At 55.2% G+C, this 12,487-nt stretch carries 14 protein-coding genes; 8 read left to right on the forward strand and 6 right to left on the reverse strand.

The window, feature by feature from the left end; translation table 11 throughout:
• The first annotated feature begins 19 nt into the window (after positions 1-19).
• The gene (locus Abci_RS00920) at positions 20-2,248 is read left to right on the forward strand and encodes an FUSC family protein (RefSeq protein WP_048837275.1); all 2,229 of its coding nucleotides are present in this window, start codon (positions 20-22) and stop codon (positions 2,246-2,248) included.
• Positions 2,249-2,252: 4 nt separating this feature from the next.
• Here Abci_RS00920 and Abci_RS00925 read toward each other — a convergent pair whose 3' ends face one another.
• Positions 2,253-3,299: a glycosyltransferase family 61 protein gene (locus Abci_RS00925; protein WP_146806932.1), complete on the reverse strand. Its 1,047-nt coding sequence runs from the start codon at positions 3,297-3,299 to the stop codon at positions 2,253-2,255.
• A 141-nt stretch (positions 3,300-3,440) separates the two neighbouring features.
• Here Abci_RS00925 and Abci_RS00930 point away from each other — a divergent pair, with 141 nt between their 5' ends.
• The gene (locus tag Abci_RS00930; RefSeq protein WP_048837277.1) at positions 3,441-3,893 is read left to right on the forward strand and encodes a hypothetical protein; all 453 of its coding nucleotides are present in this window, start codon (positions 3,441-3,443) and stop codon (positions 3,891-3,893) included.
• A gap of 2 nt (positions 3,894-3,895) precedes the next feature.
• On the opposite strand, the gene Abci_RS00935 is transcribed toward Abci_RS00930, so the two are convergent.
• Entirely contained in the window at positions 3,896-4,912 is a 1,017-nt protein-coding gene (locus Abci_RS00935) for an enoyl-CoA hydratase/isomerase family protein (RefSeq protein ID WP_048837278.1), read from the reverse strand.
• A 62-nt stretch (positions 4,913-4,974) separates the two neighbouring features.
• On the opposite strand from Abci_RS00935, the gene Abci_RS00940 reads away from it, so the two are divergent.
• A complete protein-coding gene (locus Abci_RS00940; protein ID WP_048837279.1) occupies positions 4,975-5,469 on the forward strand; it encodes a flavin reductase in 495 nt (164 codons plus the stop codon).
• A 43-nt stretch (positions 5,470-5,512) separates the two neighbouring features.
• On the forward strand, positions 5,513-5,650 hold the full coding sequence (locus Abci_RS00945; protein WP_181015804.1) for a hypothetical protein: 138 nt from the start codon (positions 5,513-5,515) through the stop codon (positions 5,648-5,650).
• 36 nt (positions 5,651-5,686) lie between these two features.
• Here Abci_RS00945 and Abci_RS00950 read toward each other — a convergent pair whose 3' ends face one another.
• The 3 genes from Abci_RS00950 to Abci_RS00960 are packed head-to-tail and all read right to left on the reverse strand — an operon-like array spanning position 5,687 to position 8,158.
• Entirely contained in the window at positions 5,687-6,481 is a 795-nt protein-coding gene (locus Abci_RS00950) for a metal ABC transporter permease (RefSeq protein WP_048837280.1), read from the reverse strand.
• On the reverse strand, positions 6,474-7,286 hold the full coding sequence (locus Abci_RS00955) for a metal ABC transporter ATP-binding protein (RefSeq protein WP_052944743.1): 813 nt from the start codon (positions 7,284-7,286) through the stop codon (positions 6,474-6,476). The genes Abci_RS00950 and Abci_RS00955 overlap by 8 nt, the downstream gene beginning before the upstream one ends.
• On the reverse strand, positions 7,283-8,158 hold the full coding sequence (locus Abci_RS00960) for a metal ABC transporter solute-binding protein, Zn/Mn family (protein WP_048837281.1): 876 nt from the start codon (positions 8,156-8,158) through the stop codon (positions 7,283-7,285). The genes Abci_RS00955 and Abci_RS00960 overlap by 4 nt, the downstream gene beginning before the upstream one ends.
• Before the next feature lie 160 nt (positions 8,159-8,318).
• On the opposite strand from Abci_RS00960, the gene Abci_RS00965 reads away from it, so the two are divergent.
• Positions 8,319-8,888 carry a Fur family transcriptional regulator gene (locus Abci_RS00965; protein WP_048837282.1) on the forward strand — a complete coding sequence of 190 codons (570 nt, stop codon included), beginning with the start codon at positions 8,319-8,321 and terminating at the stop codon, positions 8,886-8,888.
• Between the two features lie 91 nt (positions 8,889-8,979).
• Positions 8,980-9,546: a hypothetical protein gene (locus tag Abci_RS00970; protein ID WP_048837283.1), complete on the forward strand. Its 567-nt coding sequence runs from the start codon at positions 8,980-8,982 to the stop codon at positions 9,544-9,546.
• Between the two features lie 195 nt (positions 9,547-9,741).
• Here Abci_RS00970 and Abci_RS00975 read toward each other — a convergent pair whose 3' ends face one another.
• Complete coding sequence (locus Abci_RS00975; RefSeq protein ID WP_048837284.1) at positions 9,742-10,389, reverse strand: hypothetical protein; 648 nt, start codon at positions 10,387-10,389, stop codon at positions 9,742-9,744.
• Positions 10,390-10,704: 315 nt separating this feature from the next.
• On the opposite strand from Abci_RS00975, the gene mtnA reads away from it, so the two are divergent.
• Both mtnA and ybaK read left to right on the forward strand, forming a co-directional pair.
• On the forward strand, positions 10,705-11,811 hold the full coding sequence (gene mtnA, locus Abci_RS00980) for an S-methyl-5-thioribose-1-phosphate isomerase (protein WP_048837285.1): 1,107 nt from the start codon (positions 10,705-10,707) through the stop codon (positions 11,809-11,811).
• A 127-nt stretch (positions 11,812-11,938) separates the two neighbouring features.
• Positions 11,939-12,433 (forward strand): Cys-tRNA(Pro) deacylase, encoded by a 495-nt coding sequence (gene ybaK, locus Abci_RS00985; RefSeq protein WP_048837286.1) that lies wholly within the window; start codon positions 11,939-11,941, stop codon positions 12,431-12,433.
• Positions 12,434-12,487: the final 54 nt, after the last annotated feature.

Genomic DNA, 12,487 nt, shown 5'->3' on the forward strand with positions numbered 1-12,487 from the left:
TTTCTAGAAAAAATACACCATGCCAAACGTGTTTTTGTCCTTTCTCAATCAGCACGCTCCCGCCATGTTTGCCGATGATGTCCGGTGGCAGACGACCCTGCGTACAGCAGCCTACACGGCCCGCGTGTTTTTAGCGGTTGGCATAGCGCTTTTTCTGGCCTTCACCTTTCAGCTCCAATCCCCCATGAGTGCTGCAACAACCGTGCTTATTGTGGCCAACCCCACGGTAGGGGCCATTGTGTCCAAAAGCGTCTGGCGTGTTATTGGCACTTTGCTTGGCGCGGGTATCAGCGTGGCAGTAATGGCGGCTTTTGTGCAGTCACCCGTTCTTTATTTTGCTGCGCTGTCCGTCTTTATTGGCCTGTCCTGCATGATGGCCACGTTTTTGCGCCTCTTCCGGGCTTATGCTGCGGTGCTGACCGGGTACACTATTGTTATCGTGTCCTCCCCGGCTTTTGCAGACCCTGACTCCATTTTCCTGGCGGCCATGGGGCGGCTCTCTGCTGTCACAACCGGGGTGGTGGTCTCCGCTTTTGTGTTCATGCTGACCACACCGCGTACCCCGGCCAAAATACTGGCAACACTGCATGACGCCTTTCGGGAAACGGTCCGCCATGCGCTCTCTTTTCATGATGCAGAAAGTAGCCGTGCCTCCCCCGCGCAGGCCGCAGATGTTATGGATGAGCAAGTCACCGGGTTGGAAAACACCTCAGCCACTCCGGCCTTTCGTGGGCTGCCTCAACCACTTTACGATAGCCGCGGCCGTCTGCTGGCCCGCATGACAGGGCTTGGCCCCGCTATTGAATACGCTGCGGCGGATGACCGGGACATGCAGGCCCGTGTTACGCACCTCCGCATAGGCCTAAGCCGCCTGACCGGGCTTATTGTAACATATCACCCTTACTGGCTTAACCTCTCTCTTGCCAATGGCGCTTCCTGCCAGGTGCACCGCGATGTTGCCGAGACACTGCGTACCATTCTCACCCTGACAGAGCAGGATGGCTGGGAAGCCAACCCCAAAGCTGTGTCAGACACCATTCATGTCACGTTAAGAAAACTGGATGCGCTGGAACGTGAAAACCCAGTCCCCAGTGTTCTTGCCTCACTTGATAATACACGGGACGTGCTGATTCAGCTCGATCTGGCCCTTAAAGATATCACCACGCTCCGCCCCCATCGTGTGCCCTTTAAACTGAACAGCTATCTGGAGTGGCCCATGGCCATGCGGAACGGCGCACGTGGTATGTTCATTGCACTTCTGGCTGGGCTGCTCTGGTATGTTTTCCATTGGAGTGCGGGACCAATGCTGATGCTATATGTTGTGGCCGCCTCCAGCTTGCTCTCCACCACCCCCTCCGCTGCCAAGACCAGTCCACTTATGGCGGTAGGAACTGCGCTGGCTATTCCGGCAAGTTTCCTGTGCCATGTGATCGGCCTGCCCCGTATTGATGGCTATCCGCTGCTCTGGTTAACACTCTGCGTTTTTCTGCTGCCTGGTGTGTGGCTGCAACTGCACCCCCGCTACAGTATTGGCGCGTTTGGATATGCTGTCTTTTTCACCATGATGCTCTCGGTCAGCAACCCGATTGTCTATGATGACCTCACGCTGACCAACAACTGGGCCACTATGGTTGTCGCCTGTATTCTGCTCGTGCTGGTCTTTCGTGTCATTCTTCCGGCAGATCACAGGCTGGATGCTGCACGTCTGGTCAGTTCCCTCACCCACAGCGTGCAACGGCTTGCTACCTCGCGCCATAACAAACCTGTTCTGTGGGTGGCGTGGGAAGGCCTACAGTTACAGAAAATCTCCCGCCTTATCATGCGTCTTTCCTTTTTGGATGAAACGGTTGACCGCACAGGCTACACAGATGCCGCCTTTGCCGCCCTCTCACTGGGGAGATTAATCGTGCGCCTCCGTTGGAATGCGGGCCGCACCACACTGGCTCCGCAAGCTCACGCGGCGCTGCTGGACGCTCTGGCATCCTTCAAAACACTGCATGAAGCTCCTGATGTAACAGCCGCACGCCTGTTACAGGCGGCACAGAGCATTAGCTCAACGCCCCATCCCCAAAGCTCCTGCCTACCACGAGAGCGCGTTGTCTCCTGCCTTGAGCAGGCAGCCTATATCGTTTCCTCCGTGCCGGGCTTTTTCCACCGCTATGGGCCATTGCAGCTTTCACCTGACATTCGCGGCGCCAATGCAGCCGTGACAGAACCCGTGCCACATCATCACGTTGTGTTCGGGTAAGCGTTTACACCGCCAGACTGGCCTCAAGCTGTGCAGGGTCAATGCTAAAGGGCTCATCCCAACTCATGGTCTCCGGGGTCATTGGGCCCCGTATTTCCGTGTAATTCAGGCCACGCAACCCGGCGATAAAGGAAAAAAACGTGTCTGGCATTGTCGCAGGAGCCAGCACGACGGTTTTACAGCCGGGCGGGCAGAAAGCCATATTGGCCATGCCTGCGCCCATAACCCCAACCACGCATACTGCATTCTTAAAAAGCCGGACTTGTTCCAGAAACGTCAGATGTGCCGGATCAACGCTGATAAAACCCTTCTGCTGCAAAACCTTTTGGCAATCTGCCGCATTGACTACCCTGCGGGCGCTTTGTGTTCTCTCCACGTAAATCTTCATAGGCTGGCTTTCCGGCAAACTCATCCGCATGGCGTCCGTGCGGGCAAAAACCTGCGGGGACATATAAACCCCATGTTCAGTCAACCCATGGACCAGAACCAACTCCTTAAAAAAGCAGATATCCTGAGTAGACAACGGCAGATACGCATAGTGTCGCGCTGCTGAGAGCGCTATGGAATCCCGTATAATGCTCTGCATGGCAGACGCCAGAGCAGGCACAACCAGAGTGGTAACGGCCACACGGTGTTCAGCCGCCCAGAGTTTTGGCAGGACCTCCACAAGCCAGTGGCCGTAATTATGGTCGCCACGTTTGCGGAGGAGCAGGCTTGGTTGCTCTATGCTCTGGTAAGCGCCCTGAACAGTCAAGCGCTCATAGGCTCCTTGGCATTCTTGCGGGCTGTGTTGTGTAATGCTCTGGGCAATCAGCTTTCTATCTTGTGTAAAAACCAATCCCTCTTCCGTGACAAAAACATCAAACAGTTTCGTAACCTGAATGGGGCGTGCAGCATGCTGGCCGGTCAGCCAGCCCGGACGCATGGCTTCCAGAATCTGCGGGGGAATGATCTTAAGATTTTGCACGCGCGGCGTCGGAAGCGTGAACGCTGGAGAAAAAAGAGGCGTAAACTCATGCCGATGTAGGGAATTGATATCAACTGTCAGCATGGTACCTGTCACTTCACTCCTAATGCGGACTCTCTGTTACCCTTATCAAAGGTATTTCAAACACCACGACCTTATTTGAAGAGAGGCTACAACCTGTTCTGATATATTGCATTAACCAATTGTTAATGTTTATGCTTACTTATGATCGCAGCATCCCTTTTCGCCCGCACACTCGGTTTTGCCCCTGCCTGTGACCAAAGCAGCACTGTTCCCGTGCCCAAAAGCCTGCTGCTTTTCCTTTTAAAGACATATCTGGCACAGCAGCCTTTTGATGAGGCCGCTTACCTTGATGCGAACCCGGATGTCGCTACTGCTGTCAAGGAAGGTCAATTTGCGTCGGGCAAAGACCATTTTCTGCAAAGAGGATATTGGGAAGAACGCACCGTAAGCGGACAACAGTTTTCTGAGGATTGGTACCTGCACCAAAATCCGGATGTCGCTATTTCCGTCCAGTTAGGTGACTGGCCCTCCGGCCAGGCGCATTATCAGGCCCATGGCAAGCTTGAGGGGCGCAGCCCGACGCCTGATTTACAGCAACAGTTTGAAGACTGGCGGCAATTCTTCATGCCGCCATATCCACCATCTACGCTCTGAGACTATCTTGTAAAACAGGCATGAACCTCCGCCATATCAACTTCTGGTAGCGTGCCGGGGGTCCATTGCGGCGCACCATCACGGTCAATCAACTTGCTGCGCACACCTTCCGTGAAATCCTTACGCCGTATGAGGTGGCTGACCAGAGTTTCCTCCTGTTCAAAGGCCGCATCCAGTGTTGTCAGGTTGCGGGCACGGTGCCATGCCTCCCACGCAAGCTGAACGGAGAACGGGCACGCCTGAGACAGCGCCATAAGATCTTTCTGCCCTTCCTCTCCCCCACGTTCGACCAGATTTTTGACAGCCGTTGCCAGATCCGGCGCATCGTAACAGCCATCCAATCCCTGCACATTCACCGCCGGAATAGGCGCGATCAGTGCAAAAACCTCGTGAGCGCCGCGCTTTTCAAGCAAGGCTGCAATGTCTGAAAGCGTTTCGGCTGGTACCATCCGATCGGCAAAGCCGGCCATGATTGCTCCAATGCCGTTCATCCGGTTGCCGGTAACGGCCAGTCGCAGGCCAGAAAAACCGGGGGCGCGGCTTAAAATCCAAGAGCCTCCAGCATCTGGCGTCAGGCCAATACCCGTCTCCGGCATGGCGATAACGGAATTCTCCGTCACAACACGATAGGTGGCATGGCCACCCAACCCAATACCCCCACCCATGGCAATACCATCCAGAAAGGACACGGTGGGTTTGGGGTATGCTGCTATTTTCCGCATCACGGCATAAACACCGGACATAGCCTGGAAAGCTCTATCAGTACCTTCCTGTGCAATCAGCCCGTGGAGTGCCTTAAGGTCTCCCCCTGCACAAAATGCACGGGGGGACGAACTCTGAAGCAGTATGACCTGCACGCCGGGGTCATTCTGCCACGCATCCAGCACGCGGCTTATACCCTCGGCCATGTTCAGATCCACGGCGTTCAGGTGGCTTGGGCGGTCCAGTATAATGCGGCCAAGATGTCCTGCACGTTGGGTTTTAACTGTTGATACCCCTGAAAGACGATCGTCAGTCATTGCTTTCCTTCTTCATTCATGCACAAAACATTGCAACCATGCGATAACCCAGAGGAGAGCAGATGTCGGCCTTGGAGACCAGTGCCTTCCGCGATGCAATGTCCCGGCTTGGCGCCGCTGTTAACATTGTGACAACCGGAACACAGACCAACCCCATTGGGTTCACTGCTTCGGCCGTCTGTTCTGTCACAGATACCCCGCCCACATTACTTGTTTGCCTCAACCGTGGCAGCCGTACGCGGGACGCTTTTATGGAAGGGGGGACACTGTGCGTTAACGTGCTGTCCTCCGCCCAGCAGGCACTTTCCAACCACTTTGCCAGCCCTAACACCATGGCTGAGCGTTTCGCTCTAGGCCACTGGACCACACTGGCCACCGGCGCACCGGTACTGGAAGAGGCCGTTGCCACGTTTGACTGCCGCATCAGCCAGATTGTAGAAGTAGGAACGCACAGTGTGCTGTTTGCCATTGTGGAAGGGTTAAGGGTCAACCAGAATATAGGCGGTCTTGTGTATTTTAACCGGGCCTACCATCCCCTCCCTCACACAACAGCTTGATGGCCTGCACAAACCCACAGGGTACCGTAAGGATGAAAACGCCATGAGCCTGCCAAAGAAAAAGAAAAAAGCAGAAACAGACGTACCCGTTATTGATATGCAGGTCTTGATTTACCTGCATATCGGGCTGGCTGTTTTTATGACGCTGTGGGCATGGCTGGACTGGTCCCTGCCACAGTAATCAATCGCTCTGCGCGGTGCCAGTGGTGGGCCAAGTCTAACGGCCAAACAGTCGCTGTGCACCGCAGGTGAGCAGAAAGACAATGCCCCCTATAAGGGCAATCCAGAAGGATGTAGGGGCATCAGTATACCAGGACAAAACCAGTCCGCCCCATGCCTCCGCGACCGCCAGAAAAATCGTCCCGGCAAGTGCCACTAATGGTGCCAGCCCCATACGCAGAAGCGTTGCCGCAGGGGCGACCATCAGCGTAAACACCAGCAAAATTCCGGTTATCTGCGCACATTCTGCCGTTGCCAGGGCCACAAGAGCCAGAAAAATCACGTCCAGCAGCCGGATAGAAACCCCTTTGGCCTCAGCCAGTTCCGGTTGCAGCGAGGCAAAAAGCAGGGGCCGCGACAAAAACGCCAGCACCGCAAGGCAACTGACGCTCAAGACCAGCAACCATAGCAGCATGGACCGGCTTACACCGAGAATATCACCAAACAGCAAGGCTGTAGCCGCGCTGGCAGCATGGGTCAGGAAATGCAGAAACAGGGCTCCCAAGCCGAGTGCCACGGAGAGCACCAGCCCTATCATCACGTCCCGCCCAGCTGTGCGCTCACCGGCAAAACCCATCAGTACCCCTGCACTCAAGGCACCAAGCGTCATGCCGGATAATGGTGAAAAACCCAGCAGCAAAGCGCCTGTTGCCCCGGCAAAACCCACATGGGACAACGCATGGCTTGCAAATGTTTGCCCACGCAGCACCAGAAACCAGCCAACCGGGCCGCACACAGCCGCCACCAGAAACGCCGCGCAAAACGCTATCCGCATAAAATCATAGTCAAGCATGGGTATGCCCCCCTGTGCAGTCGTGCGGCTGAAGGGCTGCGCCGCCCCCCTCCGCCACCACAAAGACGCGGCCACCTGCGCGCACAACATCAACTGGTGCATTATACAGGGCTGTCAGGGCTTCTGTCGTAATCACGTCATCCACTGTGCCCAGCAGCGCTTTACCGCGCGCCAGATACAAAACATGGTCCATTAACCCAAGCAACGGGTTGATGTCATGAGCAGACATCAGAACTGTCATGGCCCGTGCCTGCGCCAGAGCATGAATACGTGCCGCTGTCTCCCGCATACGGGCAGGGTCAAGGCTGGCAAGTGGTTCATCAAGAAGCAGGAGTGAGGGATCATCCAGCAAAGTCTGGGCCAGTAGTAACCTCTGCCTTTGGCCGCCGGATAAAGAGGCCACCGGCTTTTTTGCCAGATCCTGCGCGTCAACGGCTTCCAATGCGGCATCTACCGCCGCGCGACCTGGACGCCCGCACCAGGGTAGCCCCCATTTCTGCCCTTTTCTGGCAGCGGCCACCATGCTCCAGCCGGTAAGCTGCCCGCCCACCAGTTTACGCATTTGGGGCATGTACCCGACTTTGGGATTACCCTGATGTACCGGCACACCCTGTACCGTCACGGTGCCGGACTGTAAGGGTTCAAGGCCCAGCAGGGCACGGAACACGGTTGTTTTCCCAGCGCCATTAGCGCCCAGCACGCCCACAAAACTTCCTTTGGGCACCGCAAAGCTGATGTCCTGCAAGACAACCTGCCCACCACGCGCCAGCGTAACGTGCGAGACTTCAAGCGCGGGTATGTTCACTGTTTCTTCCCGAGGGCCTGTATAACGTGCTCAATTGTCTGCCCAACCCATGACTGCCAATGCAGCCCTTGTGGCATGATTTCCTGCACTGGCAAGACTGGAATGGCCTTTTGTCTGGCAAGAGCTATCAAACGCTGCACGGAGGGCCGGTCCGCCTGTGCATTATAAGCCACCATGCGGATGCGCTGCTGCTCTATATCATCATGAAACGCGGCGACAGCGGATGCCGGTGGTTCCACATCATTCATGATGGCAAGCTGAAAGGCCTGCTCCTTCATAATCAAACCCAGCCTCTCTGCCAGCGGCGTAAAAACTGGCTCGGTTGCGGCCACAACCATGCCGCCTATCAGGGTGCGGGCTTGTGCTGCCTGCTGCTCCACCTGCCCCACGGCAGATAAAACCGCAACACCCCGCGTTGCATAGGCCGCTGAATGGATGGGGTCTGCTTGCTGGCATTCTGTTACCAGCCGCTCAACAAAAGCTCTGACAACCTTAAAATTGTACCATAAGTGCGTGTTGTCGCCCTCGTGCCAGGTCATAACGTCCTGCGCCCTGACCAGCCGAGCAGGCTGGCCAGAGCGGGCCGCAGCAAGACGGTCAATCCACGGGTCATACCCGGCACCGTTGGCCACAATCAGGGCGGCATCATGCACAAGTCTTCCTTCTGCCGGCCCAGGTTCATAGAGATGCGGGTCCAAAGCAGGCTGTGTCAGAATGGAGCGCACCTCCATGTCTGGCTCGGCAATTTGCTCAGCCAAGTCGCCCCAGGTATTTTCAGCCGCGACAAGGAGAGGGCGTGCCTGCGCTGTCACCGCTCCCACGCTGAGGCCGCACACCATAAGGCAGGACAGTAGAGAAACAGGACACCGCATTTATCAGCCTCACACCCAGGACCATACCACATTTTCCGGCAGGCTTTTTATCGTGATGTGATAATATAACATATTCCCTGCAATCATCAAACCAGCCCAATCTGTTCTTCCTCTTCCTGCTGGCGTATGGTTTGCAGGTCGTGATAATGAATGCTGGCCCATGAAAAACTCTTCACACACATCCCCCATTTTTACCGACCCCCTCACCCCTGCCATGCAACAGTTGCTGGACCGGGCCACAGCGGTGTGTGCAGAGCATGGCGCACGCATGACACCGCAACGGCGGGAGATACTGGGGCTTATCCTCAGCGCGCAAACTCCCGTGGGCGCCTACGACCTGCTGGAACGTATAAAGGCCCCTGACCGCAAACCCGCGCCGCCAACCGTCTATCGCGCTCTGGACTTCCTGCTGGAACAGGGATTAATCCATCGGATTGAGCGGCTGTCAGCCTTTGTACCGTGCACCCATCTGCTGCATGACCAGCAGACACCCGAATGCACGCATAACCACGATCATGACAGCATGTGCCTCCACACCGCACAGTTCCTCATTTGTCGGAGCTGTCGGAGTGTCACTGAAATTACCACACCCAAAGTGCTCGAGTCCGTTCGACAGGCATGTCGGGATGAGGGGTTTGTCGTCAAAAGCACATCTATTGAAATTGAAGGCCTCTGCGCCTCCTGTGCTGCTGGCACGCCACAGCAGACACCTCACGCTTCTCACTCCTAGAAGGCAGCTTCACGCCTTCAGCGTCTAGAAGGTAAGAAGGCCGCTCGCTGTGTGATCTGGTTTGCATAGCAGACTGTAGAGGACACTGGCCGTGAGTGTTTCCCGCAAGTCCCGCCTTACACGCTCCCACACGCCAGATCTTCCTGACCTTGAGTTGCCATCCTGCACGCGCCCTGCCTCTACAGCAAAACCGGCTCTTGCCGATAAAAGCAAAAGAACAGCCGCGAAAAAGCACAAGACCCACCCGCCCCCGGTACAGACGGATCTATTTGCACACCCGCTTCCACCACTGCCCCGGCAGCATCTGAACGCACAGGACGTAAGGTTAGCTTACGTGCCGCACGGAACACTGAACCGCCCGCAGCCTAACGCGTCACAATGGCTCTACCATGTGACAACGCCCAATACGGCAGCTTCTTATTTTGATCACGGTATTGCACTCAGCCGTAAGGCACCACTTTTAGTAACAGAAGCTGCCGGCATTTCTGCGTGGTTGGCGACATTGCATTCTGATAGTACAGATGCACCGGAACAGACCCAGTTTTGTGTGCTGCGCCTCTACCGGAAAATGGTGAGCGAACTTTTGGAACCGGATGCTGACCACACAACACACTTTCAGGCACCCTGTTTCTGGCTGACAACAGCCCCACCTGTGTAACTGTATGAAACTCTTAAACTCTACGCTGTGTTTTAATAAAACAAGAACAAAAGGGGATCATATTTTATTTTTGATGTTTATGCTTAAGGCTGAATTTCTTTTAGTCAGGCACTTCTAAAGCCATAATTTTCTGAAAAAAAAAGCCAGACCCCATGACAGGATCTGGCTTTTCAGCAACGGCTAAGGATTGATGTTTCAGCCTTTGCGACCACGTGTAGCGCGAGCAGGCTTGCGGCCACGTGCAGCTTTACCGGATGTCGCTTTTTCTGCTTCAACAGCTTCTGCTGCCAGGCGCTCATAGCGCTTACGGCGGCGGGTTTCCTGCACAATACGCAGTTTTTCCACAGCTGACAGAACAACTTTTTCTTCAACCGGAGCCGCAGCAACGCGGGTTTTGCGCGTCTTTACGGGAGCTTCTTCCACAACGGTTTTTGCCGTTTTGCGGGCAGCTTTAACCGGCTTGGGAGCTTCTACAACAGCACTTGGGCGACGGCCGCGACGCACTGGTGCCGGTGCGCTTTCTTCCACAACAGCGGCTGTTTTACGGCGTGTTGTGCGAGCAGGCTTCACAGCAACCTCTTCTACAACCTTGCGGCTGGCACGGGTTGCTTTTGGCTTTTCTGCTACCGCTTTTTTAGTCGTGGCAGCTTTTGCTGCACGCACGGGCTTGGCAGCAGGAGCAACTTTAACAGCAGCACGGCGGCCTTTCGCTTTTGGAGCAACTTCTTCTTCCACCACTTCTTTTTTCACCGCAGCCGGGCGGCCACGGCGGGCGGGTGCTGCTGCTACACGGGCGGCTGGTGCTGTGCGTGCCGTGGCACGGCGCTTTTTGGTATCGCTCATTCAAAACTCCCCTGACTCAATTTCCATAAAATTCAGATCATATAAGACTGTTTTAAAATACGGCTTTGAAATTTCATACCAAAACCATATTACAGAACACCTCTACGCTCTGAAATATCTAGCCCTACATAACAAAATACCAAGAAATTGCAAAAAATACTTTCACCTTTACAGAAAAGCGTTCAGCACCAGGGTTACAGGCAGGTCACTTCTCTACGCCTTCGGTCACGCATTCGCGTGCCGCATGGTAAAATGCTACACTATCCATTAAGTTTCCCCTGACATTCCGCTTCATGACCCTCAGGACTTCAAAGCATGAAAATCAATGGCGTTCCCTATCGCAGCGTATGGCTGAATGAAAAAGATGGCTGGTCAGTGCATATCTTTGACCAAACACGCCTTCCTTTCTCTCTGGACATCCTTACCCTGACCACCCCGGACGAGGTTGCGCAGGCTATTTGCACCATGCAGGTCCGCGGTGCGCCACTTATTGGTGCCGTTGCAGCATACGGGCTGGCACTGGCGCTACGGCAGGATGCTTCAGACACTAGTCTGGAAAATCAGGCTACTATGCTGGCAGCCACACGCCCCACGGCCATCAATCTCCGCTGGGCCATTGACCGGATGCTCACATGCCTTCGTCCTCTCACCCCGGAGCAGCGCGTGGCAAAAGCTTATGCAGAAGCAGAGGCTATCTGCGATGAAGATGCCGCACAGAACGAGGCCATTGGCCGTCATGGGCTGCAAATCATCCGGGATATCGCAAAAACCCGTCCAGCAGGGGCGCAGATTAATATTCTGACCCACTGCAATGCTGGCTGGATTGCAACCGTTGACTGGGGCACGGCCCTTGCCCCCATTTACATGGCGCATGATGAAGGCCTGAACGTGCATGTGTGGGTTGATGAAACACGCCCACGGAATCAAGGTGCTGCCCTGACAGCCTGGGAACTGGGAAGCCACGGCGTGCCCCATACTGTTATTGCGGATAATGCAGGCGGCCACCTGATGCAGCATGGCAAGGTGGATATGGTCATTGTCGGCACCGACCGTGTAACCCGGAACGGAGATGTTGCGAACAAGATTGGCACTTACCTGAAGGCTCTGGCTGCACAGGATAACGCCATTCCATTTTGGGTAGCCCTCCCCTCCACCACCATTGACTGGACGGTGGCCGATGGCGTTCAGGAAATACCTATTGAAGAACGCGCTGCATCAGAAATTACCCATGTGGCTGGCCGGGACCCGCAGGGTACGCAGACCACCGTGCAAATTACGCCTGATGGCAGCACAGCCGCCAACCCTGCCTTTGACGTCACACCTGCCCGTTTGGTTACAGGATTGGTAACCGAGCGCGGCTGCTGCCCTGCAACAGCAGAAGGCCTGAGAACCCTTTTTCCGGAAAGCAGCCCCTCGGCCTAGGCCTGCTCCCTGTAGCGCAGGCAGCCATGCGTTCACCCTTTCTTGACGCATGGCCCGCCCGCTCCGATAAACAGACCGTGAACCAGCAACCCGGTCTCCCCCAGGCTATTTTGGCAAAGGATGCCCCATGTCACAGACGAAAATAGAAACCCCGACAACCGATTTTCTGACGGCTCATGGCATACCTTATACAATGCATGACTATGACTATGTGTCAGAACCGGGGAAAATTGGTATTCAGGCAGCAGCCGGAATTGGTATCGACCAAGAGAAGGTCTTTAAGACCCTGATGGTTGAAATTGATAAAAAGCAGATTGTGTGTGCCGTCATTCCTGTGCACCAGAAGATGAATCTGAAAAAAGTTGCAGCCCTCTTCGGTGGCAAAAACGCCAAGATGCTGAATGCTGAGAAAGCAGAGGCGCTGACAGGTTTTCAGGTTGGTGGCATCAGTCCATTCGGGGCCCGTACACAGGTGCCAGTCGTATTTGAGACCGCAGCCCTCCGGCAGGACATCATGTATATTAATGGCGGTGGACGTGGGCTTGTTGTGGGGCTGGACCCCAAACAGGCCATCGCCTGTGTAAACGGCCAGACAGCCGACCTGACAGTGGAAGCCGCCTAAGCCCAGACCAACTAGAGGGGCAAAAAAGCGACAACCCTTACGGAAAATCTGCTC

It is taken from the genome of Acetobacter cibinongensis, from assembly GCF_000963925.1.
Lineage (GTDB): Bacteria > Pseudomonadota > Alphaproteobacteria > Acetobacterales > Acetobacteraceae > Acetobacter > Acetobacter cibinongensis.

Excerpts from the sequence above, each read along its gene's own strand:
- Abci_RS00920 (WP_048837275.1), top strand. The coding sequence starts at position 20 with ATGCCAAACGTGTTTTTGTCCTTTCTCAATCAGCACGCTCCCGCCATG.
- Abci_RS00925 (WP_146806932.1), bottom strand. The coding sequence starts at position 3,299 with ATGCTGACAGTTGATATCAATTCCCTACATCGGCATGAGTTTACGCCT.
- Abci_RS00930 (WP_048837277.1), top strand. The coding sequence starts at position 3,441 with ATGATCGCAGCATCCCTTTTCGCCCGCACACTCGGTTTTGCCCCTGCC.
- Abci_RS00935 (WP_048837278.1), bottom strand. The coding sequence starts at position 4,912 with ATGACTGACGATCGTCTTTCAGGGGTATCAACAGTTAAAACCCAACGT.
- Abci_RS00940 (WP_048837279.1), top strand. The coding sequence starts at position 4,975 with ATGTCGGCCTTGGAGACCAGTGCCTTCCGCGATGCAATGTCCCGGCTT.
- Abci_RS00945 (WP_181015804.1), top strand. The coding sequence starts at position 5,513 with ATGAGCCTGCCAAAGAAAAAGAAAAAAGCAGAAACAGACGTACCCGTT.
- Abci_RS00950 (WP_048837280.1), bottom strand. The coding sequence starts at position 6,481 with ATGCTTGACTATGATTTTATGCGGATAGCGTTTTGCGCGGCGTTTCTG.
- Abci_RS00960 (WP_048837281.1), bottom strand. The coding sequence starts at position 8,158 with ATGCGGTGTCCTGTTTCTCTACTGTCCTGCCTTATGGTGTGCGGCCTC.
- Abci_RS00965 (WP_048837282.1), top strand. The coding sequence starts at position 8,319 with ATGAAAAACTCTTCACACACATCCCCCATTTTTACCGACCCCCTCACC.
- Abci_RS00975 (WP_048837284.1), bottom strand. The coding sequence starts at position 10,389 with ATGAGCGATACCAAAAAGCGCCGTGCCACGGCACGCACAGCACCAGCC.
- mtnA (WP_048837285.1), top strand. The coding sequence starts at position 10,705 with ATGAAAATCAATGGCGTTCCCTATCGCAGCGTATGGCTGAATGAAAAA.
- ybaK (WP_048837286.1), top strand. The coding sequence starts at position 11,939 with ATGTCACAGACGAAAATAGAAACCCCGACAACCGATTTTCTGACGGCT.